Source organism: Sporosarcina sp. ACRSL (assembly GCF_022346605.1).
Lineage (GTDB): Bacteria > Bacillota > Bacilli > Bacillales_A > Planococcaceae > Sporosarcina.
Window position 1 is genome coordinate 81,439 of the sequence record NZ_JAKRNT010000012.1, and the last position, 14,526, is coordinate 95,964.

At 41.4% G+C, this 14,526-nt stretch carries 15 protein-coding genes; 9 read left to right on the top strand and 6 right to left on the bottom strand.

Annotated elements, in window-relative coordinates; genetic code table 11:
* The first annotated feature begins 112 nt into the window (after positions 1-112).
* Positions 113-1,303, top strand: a complete 1,191-nt coding sequence (locus MHZ92_RS17335) for a DUF4317 domain-containing protein (protein ID WP_239432969.1) — start codon at positions 113-115, stop codon at positions 1,301-1,303.
* 46 nt (positions 1,304-1,349) lie between these two features.
* Here the strand turns inward: MHZ92_RS17335 and MHZ92_RS17340 are convergent, their stop codons facing one another.
* Both MHZ92_RS17340 and MHZ92_RS17345 read right to left on the bottom strand, forming a co-directional pair.
* Positions 1,350-2,039 carry an LrgB family protein gene (locus tag MHZ92_RS17340; protein WP_239432970.1) on the bottom strand — a complete coding sequence of 230 codons (690 nt, stop codon included), beginning with the start codon at positions 2,037-2,039 and terminating at the stop codon, positions 1,350-1,352.
* Positions 2,009-2,428 (bottom strand): CidA/LrgA family protein, encoded by a 420-nt coding sequence (locus MHZ92_RS17345; protein ID WP_239432971.1) that lies wholly within the window; start codon positions 2,426-2,428, stop codon positions 2,009-2,011. Before MHZ92_RS17345 ends, MHZ92_RS17340 begins: the two co-directional genes overlap by 31 nt.
* Before the next feature lie 242 nt (positions 2,429-2,670).
* Here MHZ92_RS17345 and MHZ92_RS21460 point away from each other — a divergent pair, with 242 nt between their 5' ends.
* The 3 genes from MHZ92_RS21460 to MHZ92_RS17355 all read left to right on the top strand — a co-directional run bounded on the left by MHZ92_RS21460 (position 2,671) and on the right by MHZ92_RS17355 (position 6,563).
* On the top strand, positions 2,671-2,793 hold the full coding sequence (locus tag MHZ92_RS21460) for a hypothetical protein (protein ID WP_255723635.1): 123 nt from the start codon (positions 2,671-2,673) through the stop codon (positions 2,791-2,793).
* Positions 2,794-2,961: 168 nt separating this feature from the next.
* On the top strand, positions 2,962-3,990 hold the full coding sequence (splB, locus tag MHZ92_RS17350) for a spore photoproduct lyase (protein WP_239432972.1): 1,029 nt from the start codon (positions 2,962-2,964) through the stop codon (positions 3,988-3,990).
* Between the two features lie 209 nt (positions 3,991-4,199).
* Positions 4,200-6,563, top strand: coding sequence for a polyprenyl synthetase family protein (locus tag MHZ92_RS17355; protein ID WP_239432973.1), 2,364 nt, complete (start codon positions 4,200-4,202; stop codon positions 6,561-6,563).
* A 166-nt stretch (positions 6,564-6,729) separates the two neighbouring features.
* Here the strand turns inward: MHZ92_RS17355 and MHZ92_RS17360 are convergent, their stop codons facing one another.
* Positions 6,730-7,743, bottom strand: a complete 1,014-nt coding sequence (locus MHZ92_RS17360) for an alpha/beta hydrolase (protein WP_239432974.1) — start codon at positions 7,741-7,743, stop codon at positions 6,730-6,732.
* 159 nt (positions 7,744-7,902) lie between these two features.
* On the opposite strand from MHZ92_RS17360, the gene MHZ92_RS17365 reads away from it, so the two are divergent.
* The 3 genes from MHZ92_RS17365 to MHZ92_RS17375 all read left to right on the top strand — a co-directional run bounded on the left by MHZ92_RS17365 (position 7,903) and on the right by MHZ92_RS17375 (position 9,945).
* On the top strand, positions 7,903-8,676 hold the full coding sequence (locus tag MHZ92_RS17365; protein ID WP_239432975.1) for a Cof-type HAD-IIB family hydrolase: 774 nt from the start codon (positions 7,903-7,905) through the stop codon (positions 8,674-8,676).
* Between the two features lie 62 nt (positions 8,677-8,738).
* Complete coding sequence (locus MHZ92_RS17370; RefSeq protein ID WP_239432976.1) at positions 8,739-9,245, top strand: DUF1572 family protein; 507 nt, start codon at positions 8,739-8,741, stop codon at positions 9,243-9,245.
* A gap of 16 nt (positions 9,246-9,261) precedes the next feature.
* Positions 9,262-9,945: an HAD family hydrolase gene (locus tag MHZ92_RS17375; RefSeq protein WP_239432977.1), complete on the top strand. Its 684-nt coding sequence runs from the start codon at positions 9,262-9,264 to the stop codon at positions 9,943-9,945.
* A gap of 45 nt (positions 9,946-9,990) precedes the next feature.
* On the opposite strand, the gene MHZ92_RS17380 is transcribed toward MHZ92_RS17375, so the two are convergent.
* Positions 9,991-10,353 (bottom strand): VOC family protein, encoded by a 363-nt coding sequence (locus tag MHZ92_RS17380; RefSeq protein WP_239432978.1) that lies wholly within the window; start codon positions 10,351-10,353, stop codon positions 9,991-9,993.
* Positions 10,354-10,550: 197 nt separating this feature from the next.
* Between MHZ92_RS17380 and MHZ92_RS17385 the strand changes: the two genes are divergently transcribed.
* Positions 10,551-11,297: a DUF5694 domain-containing protein gene (locus tag MHZ92_RS17385; protein WP_239432979.1), complete on the top strand. Its 747-nt coding sequence runs from the start codon at positions 10,551-10,553 to the stop codon at positions 11,295-11,297.
* A 20-nt stretch (positions 11,298-11,317) separates the two neighbouring features.
* Here the strand turns inward: MHZ92_RS17385 and MHZ92_RS17390 are convergent, their stop codons facing one another.
* Both MHZ92_RS17390 and MHZ92_RS17395 read right to left on the bottom strand, forming a co-directional pair.
* Positions 11,318-12,019 (bottom strand): YjjG family noncanonical pyrimidine nucleotidase, encoded by a 702-nt coding sequence (locus MHZ92_RS17390; protein WP_239432980.1) that lies wholly within the window; start codon positions 12,017-12,019, stop codon positions 11,318-11,320.
* A 51-nt stretch (positions 12,020-12,070) separates the two neighbouring features.
* A complete protein-coding gene (locus MHZ92_RS17395) occupies positions 12,071-12,583 on the bottom strand; it encodes a DUF1648 domain-containing protein (protein ID WP_239432981.1) in 513 nt (170 codons plus the stop codon).
* A 243-nt stretch (positions 12,584-12,826) separates the two neighbouring features.
* On the opposite strand from MHZ92_RS17395, the gene MHZ92_RS17400 reads away from it, so the two are divergent.
* Complete coding sequence (locus MHZ92_RS17400; protein ID WP_239432982.1) at positions 12,827-14,482, top strand: malate:quinone oxidoreductase; 1,656 nt, start codon at positions 12,827-12,829, stop codon at positions 14,480-14,482.
* Positions 14,483-14,526 lie beyond the last annotated feature (44 nt).

Sequence of the window (14,526 nt, forward strand, 5' to 3'; positions counted from 1 at the left end):
TTCGAAATTAATTGTGATCAATCATGATCATAAACATTGTTATAATAAAGAGTGCCGAAAGTGAAATTGCTCTATTTCTCGTATATTAGACAGATCAGGAGTTGGAATATAGATGAATAAGAAAGCCATTGCGGACATTCGCAAATATTTTAAGTTGGATACAGATCGATTAAGGATTGCTGATATTTACAATGTGTATATTAGGCAGGAGGGCAATGAGATTTATCATGAGGCAAGCCAGCCGTTTTCGTTGTTGGATCGAGAGCAACAGGAATTATTTTTAACCAATTTTAAAAAAGTATTAGGTGGAAAACTAGATGTGAAGTTGTTTGAAGTGAGGTTTCGCCGTGACGAGGACGAGCAATCGGACGACCATACACAACGGCTTCTCTACGACGGTCTCCATGCAGATAATGTAGCGGAATGGAAGACAGAAATGCAACGCATCGCGCAAAAGATGGTGCAGGACGTTCAATACGAAAAGGATGTCGTCATCACTTTTATCCGCGGGACTTATTATAAGCCAACAAAACGGCATAGTGCCGAGGCGGAAGTGGCAGACAGGGATGAAGTGTATAAAAACCCATTTATCCTCTGTAGCATGAACAAAACGGAACAGCCAAAATCGTCCCTTGTATTTGATTTCAACGAGAAGGAATTCAAGTCGAAGGTCAATCTCGATCCGATCATTAATCTCACTTCACCACTGGGCGGTTTTTTATTCCCGTGCTTTACGGACAACGCGGCGGACGTCAATCATGTCCTGTATGCTGCAGGCAAAGCGAATAAGCCTGATTTCCATTTCATCGAGAATGTGCTCAATGGAGAGGAGATTATGACCGCTGAGGAAGATAAAGTGGTCTTCGAAGAGATTGTGAAGTCGGTCGTCGGGGATGAGGTGAATACAAAAACCCTTGCGAGCGTCTATGATGAAATTCAGCGCATGATGGAAGTGGATGACGAGGAAGAGGAAGAAGAAAGCATCCCAACCTTAGATACAAGAGAAGTGACCCGCGTGCTAAGTGCGAGCGGTGTGGAGGATGTAGATACGGAAAAAGTGGAAAGAGCCTTCCGAAAAGTAATTGATGATGACACGTATGAATTGAAAGCAAGTCACATCGTTCCAAGCTACACATCGAAATCGATCAAGATCCAAACGAAAGTTGCGAATATCGCCATCAGCCCTCAAGACTTAAGGTTTGTGAGACAAGTTGAAGTGAACGGCAAACGCTGTTTATTGATCGAAGTGGAAGAGGACACGATGATTGAAGGGTTTACACTTCTATCGGAAGAGCTGGAGTGAGAGAGAAAAAGAGAGAAGCATTAATAGGGCTTCTCTCTTTTTCCGCCTACAGAAAAATCCAAGCAACAATCGGTCCAAGAACAGAGCCGATAATTGCACATAGCGCCATTGTGACAGAGCTCATCGAAAAGGCGACTTCGCCGTATTCAGCTGCTTTGGAAGTCCCGATCGCATGGGATGCACTGCCGAGAGCAATGCCTCTGCCAAGCGGGCTGCGCACTCGCAATAATTTAAAAATCGAAGGCGCAACGATAGCACCGAAGATTCCTGCAATCATAACACCGACAACTGCAAGCGAAGGATTCCCACCCAATCCTTTAGCGACTTCTATTGCGACAGGTGTGGTAAGGGATTTTGGGATGAGGGACATGCTTAATGAATGATTGATTCCGAAGGCTTTCGCTAAGAGAGCAACACTGACCATTCCGGAACTGGCGCCAACGAGCACTCCTCCCCCTATAGGCAGTAAGTGATCAAGTAAAAAACGACGTTGCTTATACAAAGGATAAGCAAGTGCTACAACGGATGGACCTAATAGGGAGCTGATCCATTGCCCCCCTACCATATAGCTTTCATAGGGAATATGAAACACCGACAGGACAATGATAATAATCGTAGTGGAAGTTAGAACAGGTATTAAAAATGGGTAAGAATACCGTTTATACACTCTAGCCGCTGCAAGATACGCAATGACAGTTAATAGTATCATGGAGAGTGCGAGTGGAGCTTGTTGCATTCTTTATCACCCTTTCTCTTCTGTGCCTTTTTCTCGAAAAATTGACCTGCCATTCCTGTTATGGCAATCGAAATGATCGTACTTACTACAATAGCCAAAACGAACAATGCACCATGAAAAGAAAGTAATGACGGATAGTTCATAATATCAACTGTTGTCGGAATAAAAAACAACACTAATATACTCAGGACAAATCCTGCTCCTGTTTCAATCCAGTGAACTGGAATAATTTTGATACATAAACAAATAAAAAGTAATAAAAGTCCGATGATACTGCCTGGAATGATTAAGTTGAAAAAGATTTGAATAACATTCCCGATGTAGGAAAAGACATATAGAATACAAATTTGTAAAATGATGACGAGGGTTTTCCTGATATGTTGTTCCATTTGGAAGCAACACTCCTTCTTTCTAAACAAAAATTTTCTATCTGCTTTTTAATCAAATGAAACGAAAAACTGGCATCTGGTGCACCAGATGCCAACAAAAATATAACATTTGTTTAATTTTATTACAACCTCAGTTGGTTCCTACACAGAAGATCATGGAACTATGCACGGAATCCATTCATATGTTTACAAACTGCTTAGGAGGGTATATATAGAAGGTAACTAACAACGAGGTGAGTAACATGACAAAACAATGGAACTTTATTATCGGAAATAAATTGATCACGATTTATGAAAAGGATAAGCAAGAGGCCGAGAAAAAGGCTCATGCTCTTTACGAAGAACTTGAGAATAACGGTAGCTAAAAACACCAGCCAAGTGAGAGGCTGGTGTTTTTAATTTACTGAAGTCTCCTCAATCGGAGTTGCAGTAGAAGAAGAGTCTTTTTCATAATTTCTCATCATTAAGACAAGCTAAGAAAAAAGAGAAAGGTGATCACATGGATATCCAACATGGATCAGGTCGTGCACAGCATGAATAAACCCTTCAAACCACAGCTTGTTTATTTTGAACCGAATGCACTGGAATATCCGTTAGGAAAAGAGTTGAAAGAGAAGTTCGAGAAAATGGGGATTGAAATTCGATTTACGACTTCACATAATCAAATCCGGGATTTACCCGGAGAGACGGACGCCCAAAAGTATCGAATCGCCAAATCGACGTTGGTCGTCGGGATACGGAAGACGTTGAAATTCGATACATCGAAACCTTCTGCAGAGTATGCGATTCCTTTAGCGACAGGTTGCATGGGGCATTGCCATTACTGTTATTTGCAGACGACTATGGGAAGTAAACCGTATATCCGCACGTACGTAAACGTGGAGGAGATCTTCGAAGCCGCTGACAATTACATTAAAGAACGGGCTCCCGAAATCACCAGGTTTGAAGCAGCTTGTACATCTGATATTGTCGGTATTGATCATCTGACCCATTCATTAAAAAGGGCAATTGAACATTTCGGTCAAACGGAACTGGGCAGGCTTCGGTTCGTCACCAAGTTCCATTACGTGGACCACTTGCTTGACGCAAAGCACAACGGCCACACGCGATTCCGTTTTAGCGTCAATGCAGACTATGTCATCAAAAACTTCGAGCCGGGCACCTCTCCTTTGGCGAAGCGCATTGAGGCGGCAGGGAGAGTAGCAAGAGCCGGTTACCCACTTGGCTTCATCGTGGCCCCTATTTACATCCATGAAGGCTGGGAGGAAGGGTATCGGCATTTATTTGAGCGTCTCGACGAAGAATTGCCGCAGGATGCCCGAGATGACATCACCTTTGAATTCATCCAGCACCGCTTTACGAAGCCAGCAAAAAGAGTCATCGAGAAGAACTACCCGAAGACCAAACTGGAATTGGATGAAGAGAAGAGACGCTACAAGTGGGGGAAATACGGCATTGGCAAATATATTTATCCGAAAAATGAAGAGGATGAGCTTAAGGATCATTTATATAGCTATATGGAGAAGTATTTTCCGAACGCGAAAATCGAATATTTCACGTGAAACATTACTGCCTGTATTTACTTTCATCTTTGTTATAATCATGGAGTGTCCAAAGCAAAATTATCGCTTTGGATACTCTTTTTTATTTGAAAAAGATGTCTATAAAGAAGTCATTCCTATATCATTCAGACAATGCTCTTCTATTGCATATAGTAGAAATGGTTACTTTCGAACGCACCTAAAAAAACAAGAAGTAGAGGTTATGTAGTATGAATGATAAGTTACAACAAAATGCCGATGTGGTTTATCGGCTAGCTGAGAAGAAGGCTGCTGGCTATTTTACATCACTTTCTGGACAGCTTGCAAACAAGATTTATGCTACTACCTTGACGAACGATATAAAAGATTGGAAACAGAATCATATACATCATTTTTCATTGTTTTCTCGTGGAAAGGGTAGTTCCGGCTCACGAGACTATCGCAATTACATTCAATGGCTTGATTACACCGGAAAATTGAATCATTACTTGGATCGCAGTATTTCTTACATTTTCATGCGTGATTTGGGCAAATCATTGAAATCACCCGAGACACAGAGCCGAATCCGGCATGTCGTTTCAGACTTGAAAAAACAACTGCCACTTTCAGCTGGTAAAGATAATACAGGTCTATTCAACATGGCTGGGCTATACCGTTGGGCTCAAAAGGAAGGCGTCGAATCGACAATCATCTGGTTGATGAACAAACTGAAAACTGTGTCCGCCAATATTCCAAATGGGATGGATGATGAAGAGGCTAAGCGAAAATTGATTAAAATCATTGCTGGAGTAGTCATGCATCAAGTTGAAGAGATGGACGATATTGAAACGTCCGAAGAACGCACAAGGAAATTGGATGAAGCGATACGATTGGGCTACTCCTACGGTTTAACCTATCCTTTTATTGATGATCTATTGGATTCGGATGTTTTATCAGATGATGAGAAAAGACAATATTCCGACTTAATACGAACAACTCTCCTTACAGGATCCGTCCCCGAATTATGGTCGTGGAACGGTGCGAACAAAGAGCTGATTCAATATATTCATTCTGAATTACGTGACGCTTTTTCTTTTATTCACGATCGCCTTCTACATGAGACAAAAGAGCAGTTCAACGAGCAATCATATGTGTTTTTTCATTCCCAGGAAGTGGACCGTGAAAAAGATCTTTCAAATGCGAATTACACGAATGAAGAGCTTTATATCCCGGTCATATTGAAATCCGCTTCTTCCCGGCTTATCGTCCGTTCTGTGCTGAGTGCCGAAGAGGATGAGGGATTTGACAACCGCACGTTCTTCTACGGTATTTACAACCAGCTGGCAGATGATTTCGCAGATATGTTTGACGACTTCGAGGCGGGTGCAGTTACACCGTACACATACTTCTTGAAATACCGCGAAACACGCCGGGATCTCATTAATCCTTTTGAGTTGTACTGGACGGTTATAACGAATTTGATTCATAACGTATATGACTCAGATACGAAGACGCGGGATGTCATCTTAACACGTGCAATCAATGGTCTAAAACGATTCAAAGAGCGTATGGGAGACAAAAAATACAACGAGGTGATGGGGGTATTCACAACCGAAGATCCGAAATTCGATAGACTCATCCAAAAGATGGTCCGAAAAGCGGACGACGTGGATTTCTTTGATAAACTGCTTCGGGATCATATCGTTTCCAATTTTAAAGTTGAAAGGGAAGAGCGGGAATCCTTTTTACATACGGTGAAAACCGTTCGAAATGAGATAAATGATTTTCTTTTCATACCCGACAACGATTTTGTCCCTATGGAAGAGCCAATTATTGAAGCTGCAAATTACAGTTTGCAAGGCGATGGAAAGCGGCTCCGGCCGATTATGACTTCGGTGATGGCCGTTCAAGAATGCGGATTGGATAAATCGGCAATCGTGCCGCTACTTAAATCATTAGAATATATGCATACAGCTTCTTTGATTTTCGATGATCTACCGTCCCAAGATGATTCGTCTATCCGCAGAGGCCGTCCGACGTTGCACCATGTGTACAATTCGGCCATCGCGGAATTAACAGGCCTCTACCTGACCCAAATGGCCGTCCAAGAACAAGCAACACTCGAACAGTTTGAGGCGAAAGCTGTGCTCCGCCTCATTCAATATTCAGCAGGAAAGACGACGGATATGTGTAAAGGTCAGGCAATGGACTTGAATTCCAAAGGCAAACCATTGACATTGGAACAGCTAAATACGATGTGCTTTTACAAAACTGGCATCGCATTCGAAGCTTCTCTCGTCATGCCCGCAATTTTAGCGGGAAAACAGGAATCTGAACTGGAAGCGTTGAAACGGTTTGCCTATCATGCCGGCATCGCTTTTCAGATCAAAGACGACTTGCTCGACAACGAAGGCGACGAGGCATCACTCGGAAAGCCAATTGGAAAAGACGCTGAAAATAATAGTTCAACTTTCGTATCAATCCTAGGAGCGGAAGGTGCCCGAAAGGCAATGTGGGACCATTACTGCACCGCATTCGAAACGCTGCAACAGATGAATCTGAAAACATCCTACTTACAGCATTTCTTGCGCTATATTGTCAACCGGGACAATTGACGAGTTTTCAGAATCTTTCCGGTGCCTGTGCAACAAACTATTCGGATTATACACTACAATTGTATAAGCGATAGTTTGAAGGGTTGATGTTATGGGAATTTCATCACGATAAACTGCATTTTTATTCCCGTTGTTGAATTGTCATAAATGCATCATGCACAGACACCTAAACAATTGCAGGCTCCTGGTAAGATTCAGCGAGAGTCTGGCCGTTACGTTCTTGTACTTGTTCAACGACGTGCTGAATCGCTTCAATTACATATTCGGGTCGTGGCATTTGGAGGCTATGTCCCTTGTGATCGCTCGTCTTATGAATATGGTTCGTTGACCGGGAGGCCAGCTCTTTTTGCATTTCGATCCAGTGGGCACCAAAACCGGGATTATTAACAACAGCAATCGGCAGGTCACCAAACGGAGGCTTTTCCAGACTGTTTTGTAATTGATTCGCTGCTGCATCTAAATGTGCCCAAGCACCTTTAAATTCCAATCCAGCTGTCTTTCCGGACATAATACTGTAAACTCTCTCTTTCCATTGCCTAAATTCTTCAGCGCTCAACTGTTGTTTATAATAGGAAATTTCATTTCCAAACATCGGAATGATACCTAGAACATTACCGAGGAATCGTGGAAATCCGACTGGAGAGACTAGTCTAAGGATTTTCGTCATAAAACCGATCATGGCAAATCCTTTCTTGAATTTTACATCATCCTTAAGTGACTCATGTGTTGAATCTAAGAAGACGAAGCCGGCCACCTGATTTGGATATTCCGAAGCATAAAGTCTGGCAATCAGTCCCCCTAAGGAATGGCCGACAAGCACATAAGGTCCAGAGGCTCCGGTCGCACTTAGCAGGCTATGTAGTTCTTTGACGGTATGTTCAGGGATTGGCTCGGGACCGGGGTCACTTGAACCCATGCCTGCACGGTCATATGTTATGACTCTCGTGAACTTGGATAATTCTTTGCGTATATGCATCCAGGAATAAGAGCAGTCACCCGCACCATGAATGATGACGACCGTGGGTGTACCTTGCCCATCATCTGTAAAATGAAGACGATAGCCACCGACATCAATCATTTCACCGGGATAGGGTCTTCTCGTGTCCCTACGCCGAGAAACCTGTTCGTATACAAATCCGATTACAAGTAAGCCTACTAATACAAATGCTCCAATTACCATCTTTCCCCCTGCTTTCTCGAATGATTTGAATTCATTACCAACCTATTCGTCGCTTTAAGAAGAATTTCCTCCGTAGCTAATAGTCTAATATTTCAATAATGTGATAAAATTTACTAACGGAGAATTTCTTTCACTAATTAAATTGGAAGGTTGTATCGAATGAGTTATAAAATTGTGTTTCTTGATGTCGATGGAACGATTACCAACTTCGAGGACGGAAGCATTTCAGACAGTACAAAAGAAGCGATTCAAGCGTTACATGATAAAGGGTTACAAGTCGTAGCAGCAACAGGCAGACCGTTATCCATGTGTAATGAAATAGAGGCGTTAGGGATAGATACTTTCATTACCGCAAACGGAGCCTATGTAAAACATAATAAAAAAATCATACATAAAGTGCCAATGGATAAAAGAATAGTACAAGAAGTAGTTGAGTTTGCGAATGCACAAAATGATGCATTATCGTTCTACTCTGAGGATTTAAGCATGAATGGCATACAAAATGACAATATATTAAAGGCATTGAAGGAAACTTTGTCGTTAAATGAATACCCAAACATAAACCAGCAGATTCATAATGATGAATTATTCCTAATGTGCCTATTTGCAAACGATAATACAGTCGAAAGATATGTAGAAAGGTTTCCAGATCTCACATTTAAAAGATGGCATCCTTTTATACTGAATGTATTGCAACAAGACATTTCAAAGTCCTTAGCAATCATTAAAGTACTGGAGCATTTTAATCTTGATAAAAGCGAGGCTATCGCGTTTGGTGATGGGGAGAACGATATCGATATGTTGGAATTAGTAGGATTAGGTATTGCTATGGAGAATGGACATGAGAAATTAAAAATGGTTGCAGACTTTGTTACTAAAAAATCCAGTGAAGACGGTATAGCTTTTGCATTGAAAAAATACGGAGTGATCTAAAGACATGTCGCGAATTAGGTAGAAATAGGGGGATAGTATGAGCAACTTTGAAGAGGAATACCTTGCAATTACAATTGAACAGTTTAAACATTTTAAAAAAACGTGCAGAAGAGGGAATTCAGCAATTGACCGAAGAAGAATTACACTGGAAGCCAAGTGAAGAGTCTAATAACATTGCAATCATCATTAAACATCTAAGCGGAAATATGCATTCCCGCTGGGTCGGTTTTTTAACTACAGACGGAGAAAAACCTTATAGGGATAGAGATATGGAGTTTATTGAAGGGAATGAATCCCGGGAACATCTAATGCAAATTTGGGATGATGGTTGGAGATTACTTTTTAATACAATTGAAAATTTTAAAGCAGAAGATTTGTTTAAAACAGTAACCTTGAGAGGACAACCTTTGAGTGCTTTTCAAGCAATTCAAACGGAAATAGCTCATATTAGTTATCACTTAGGACAAATTCTTTATATCGGGAAACAAATAAAAGATAAAGATTGGATTATCTTAAGCATTCCTAAGAACGGTTCAAAGGAATTTAATCAGAAGAAAAGCAGAATTTAAATTGGGGGATATTGAAATGATTAAAGCAGCGATCTTCGACTTAGACGGAACATTGTTAGATCGGGATAAATCAGTTGCAAGATTCATTAACAATCAATATGACAGGCTACACAAATGCGTCGGCCATATTCCAAAAGAGAAATTTGTAACAAGGTTTATTGAATTGGATAGTCGCGGATATGTTTGGAAAGATAAAGTGTATCAACAGTTGGTTAATGAATTTGAAATTACCGGTACAACGTGGGGAGAATTGCTTCAAGATTATATTGATCAATTCCAGAATAGCTGTGTACCATTTCCTAATCTGATAGAAATGTTGGAGGAATTAAAGGGAAGGCATATGAAGCTAGGAATGATTACGAATGGCTACGGGCAATTTCAGATGGATAACATTAAGGCGCTTGGCATTGAGAAGTATTTCGACACCATATTAGTATCCGAATGGGAAGGAATCAGAAAACCCGATCTTCAAATATTCAACAGAGCATTGAAGCAGTTAAATGTTTCACCTAATGAAAGCATATTTGTAGGGGACCATCCCGTAAATGACGTGGAAGCTGCAAAAAGTGCAGGAATGATTGGGATTTGGAAAAAAGACGCTCATTGGAGCATACCGGAAGCTGATTATATTATTGACGATTTGGCGGAAGTGCCGACGATTATCGACACGATAGGAACTGAATCCTTACCAGTGAGATGAAAATAGAGACGATGGAAAACCTTCTTTCCATCGTCTCCTTCTAGCTTACTTCTTTTGGATAAGTCCGAATCCAATTCCTGTCGGATCTACTAAATAGGCCAGGTAGAACTCATCGAATTCCATTTTGTCACGAACGACCATAGCGCCATTTTCTATCGCTTTAGCAATAGCTTCCTCAATTACTTCTACTTCAATTTGGATCCGTGTCCCGTGTGGAAAGTCATTTGGACCTCTTCCAATTCCCCCGTCGATTCCACTATTTTCGCCTCCCCCAGTCGAGACTGCCCAGTAATCCCATCTTGGTTCGGCAATCTTCCAACCAAAAACAGTAGAATAAAATTCCGCTGCTTTTTCAGGTTCTTGACTACTTAACTCAAAGCCGACTACGTTTCCAGTGACTTTTTCCAAAGTAACTACCCCCTATAGTTAAAATTTAAAAAGGATAACCGGTTTTTCATTATTTCGTTTCCTAAATTATAGATCATTTTATTAGTGAATGTTGTTATAATTCTTATAATAATAGATTTTCAAAGAAAAAGATGTTTAGGAAGAAAGGGCATGGCAGATAAGAACGTAAAGTAAGCATGAAAAAGGGGGAAATACAGATGCCATCTAACAAAACAAGCAAGCCTAAAATTATGGTCATGGGTACATTTCACATGGGTTCCACTTCGGATATGATCGAAATAGAAAAGGATAGTATGTTATCTCCACAAAGACAGAAGGAGATCGAAGAAGTGGTCGACCGCTTAAAAGATTTCAAGCCGACGAAAATTGCTTTGGAAGTTGAGAAGAAGAAAAATGATCTCATCAATGAGGAATTCACAGGCTTTTTAAAGGGAGATTATCAGTTACAAGAGAACGAAATAGATCAGATCGGATACAGACTGGCAAAAGAGATGGGGCATCAGGAAGTTTACGCAGTGGATTGGATGGAGCAAGGTGCTTGTCAGAGAGAAATCAATGAAGTTGTTGAATGGACGAAAGAGCATCAGCCTGAGTTATATGAAGAAATATTTTGTCCATTTTACCAACTTGAGCTCACCGCGGCCGGCAAGAGTGTCAAAGATCTACTCCTTTATCACAATCAGCCGGAAGTTGTCGATCAAACCCATCGCAGCTATGTAAATATGGCACGTATCAAAGACGCCGTGCAATATGTCGGAATGGACTGGCTGATCTGGTGGTATCAGCGAAACCTCATTCTTTTTTCGAACCTATCAGATTTGGCCACTGCTCCAGAAGACCGCATCCTATTCATCGTGGGTGGCTCGCATGTCAGGATTCTCGAGAACTTCGTGAAGGAAAGCGGGCTCTTTGAATGTGTATCTGTACAGTCTTATTTACAGTGATCAAAAAACAATCGCATCCTTCAACTGGATGCGATTGTTTGTATACCGATCATCTGAAACTCTTTCCAATCTTGAATTTCATATGTAGGCCGTGCGACACCGGTATTTTCTTTTTGTTTTGGATTATACCAGCACGTATCAATGCCGAAGTTATTGCCCCCTCGAATATCCGATGAAAGCGAGTCTCCGACCATTAAGACACGGGATTTGTCTTTGATCTGCAATTGGTTGAAGACATGTTCGAAGATTTCAGGTTGGGGCTTCTGGAAACCGATCTCTTCAGACGTGAAGATTGCTTCAAATGTGTCGGCTAAACCGGAAGCTGCGATGCGGGCCAGTTGAACGTCTTTGAAACCGTTTGTCAAAACTACCATCCTTGCGCCCTTAAGAGATTGAAGCATGGATGCTACTCCATCGATTAAATGGACTTCCTTCCCTAAATGATCAAGGTACATTTGCCCGAACAGTTCGGCATCGCTTTCAAGGCCATGCTCAAGAAACAACCGTTTAAACCGCTCCGTTTTAAGTTCCGCAAGCGTAATACGGCCTTGCTCTAAATCCTCCCAAAGCACAGTGCTAATTGCCCGGTAAGTATCTCTGTAATCAACCAACCCATTCGGATATCCATGAAGGGTGAACACATTCGTAAACGCGTTTTTTTCCGTTTCTACAAAATCCATTAATGTATCATCTAAGTCGAATAAAAACACATCATATTTCATTCTTACATCATCTCCTGACTGACGTAAAGCTGTATGTATAGTATACCATCTTTATTTATGTTTAATGGATCGGACAATGAAGAAAGCCATTGAAGCAAATAGGCTGACAAGGAAGATAGGCAGGAATAGACTGCCGAGCGATTCAGCATTCCCTAACGCCACTTGCGTAATATTATAAGACAGGAATACAAACAGCAAGACGCATTCATTTTTGATTACATTTAATAATAAAATTGAATTCTTGTATTGAAATTCAATATTGTTTTCATTTAGGTTCATATAATTATGCCATTCCGGATGTTTTTCTAGAAACGTCATGCAAATGGCTAAAAAGGCTGCAATGATCGGAAGAATGATGAGCTCCCACTTTGATCCCCAGCGATTCACCTCGCCGGCTGCATTATAATGTGCCGGGACTTGATCGGGCAACTGACCCCAAACAGCAATGAGATGGACGATTCCTGCCGCAAAAACAATCATAGTAACGATGTCGAACACTTTCTGAAATGTAGACTTTGGGATGTCTAATTTAGGTTTAGTAAAATTGTAATTGTATTTATCCATTTCTTAACACCCTCCTTGCTCCATTCAATACGAAGTTGAATAGGAAAAAGTTTCATAAAGTAAATGCGAAACAATTAAACAAATTTGCATATAAAGTCTCGTAGACAAAAAATTATGATATAATATATGAGGTTACTATTGAACAGAAAAGGTGTGTTCCTAGATCGCGTCTTGCTTTTCTGTGACGCCTTAGAAGGAGCGTCTACATCCTTTCTGCAAATTAAGGGTATAAGGATGATCTATATGAGCAACGGAGAAACAAATACAGACGTCATCTTAATTGGCGCCGGAATCATGAGTGCAACTTTGGGAACTATGTTGAAGGAATTGGCACCGGACTGGAAAATAACAGTGTTTGAGAAGCTCAGTGGCGCAGGAGAGGAAAGCTCCAATGAATGGAACAATGCGGGAACAGGACATGCTGCATTGTGTGAGCTTAACTACACGAATGAAAAACCGGACGGGACGTTAGATATTAGTAAAGCGATCAAGGTCAACGAACAGTTCCAGCTTTCTATGCAATTTTGGTCGTATCTCGTTAACAACAATTTGATCAGCAATCCAGAAGACTTTATTATGCCATTGCCTCATATGAGTTACGTCAATGGGGAAGACAATGTGAAGTTTTTAAAAAAACGTTTTAAAGCGCTTACCGAAAATCCACTATTCCAAGGAATGGAATATTCCGAAGACCCGGAGCAGTTGAAGGAATGGCTGCCGCTTATGATGAAAGGCCGTACTGTAAATGAGCCGATCGCTGCGACAAAGATCGATACGGGAACAGACGTCAACTTCGGTGCATTGACACGTATGTTGATAGACCACCTAAAAAGTAACAATGTTAAAGTTAACTATAATCATAATGTGAATACCCTTAAGCGTACTGCTGACGGATTATGGGAATTGAAAGTGAAAAATCTCAATAACGGTGTCGTAGAACGCCATACTGCTAAATTCGTCTTCATCGGTGCTGGCGGAGGAAGCTTACATTTATTGCAAAAATCCGGCATTCCTGAAGGGAAGCATATTGGGGGATTCCCTGTAAGCGGTCTCTTCTTAGTTTGTAAAAATCCAGAAATCGTCGAACAGCATCATGCGAAAGTATACGGCAAAGCGTCAGTTGGCGCACCGCCGATGTCTGTTCCGCATCTTGACACTCGATATATAGATAATAAAAAATCATTGCTGTTCGGACCGTTTGCCGGCTTCTCGCCGAAGTTCTTGAAGACAGGCTCCAATCTGGACTTGATCACTTCTGTGAAACCGAGCAACGTCTTCACGATGTTGGCGGCAGGCGCAAAAGAAATGGCATTAACGAAATACCTGATTCAGCAGCTCATGCTGTCGAAAGAACAGCGCATCGAGGAATTGCGTAGCTTCGTTCCGACTGCTAAAGATGCGGATTGGGATATTATCGTCGCTGGCCAACGGGTCCAAGTTATTAAAGATACAGAAGCGGGCGGTAAAGGGACGCTTCAATTCGGGACGGAAGTTGTCAGCGCTTCTGATGGTTCTATCGCAGCATTGCTTGGAGCATCACCGGGGGCTTCGACAGCTGTTCATGTCATGCTTGAAGTAATTAATAGATGTTTCCCACAGCAAATCAAAGAATGGGAACCGAAACTGAAAGAAATGATTCCTTCTTACGGTCTGTCACTCGTTGACAATCCGGAACTTCTAAAAGAAATCCATGCGACAACTGCACAGGCACTAGGCTTGGTCGCTAACTTGCCGGAAGAAGTTGAGTCATCGAGCGTGGAACCAGAAGCATTTGAAGAAGAGGTCGTTGTTGTCGAAACAGGGGAAACGGAACAAGATCCCGCTTTGGGAGAAGACCGTGAAGTACCAAATGTAGATGACACTTTAGTTGTAGATAAAGAGCCACAGACAAAGGAATAAATACAAAAGCTGACTCGGCGAATGCCCTAGTCAGCTTTTTTACG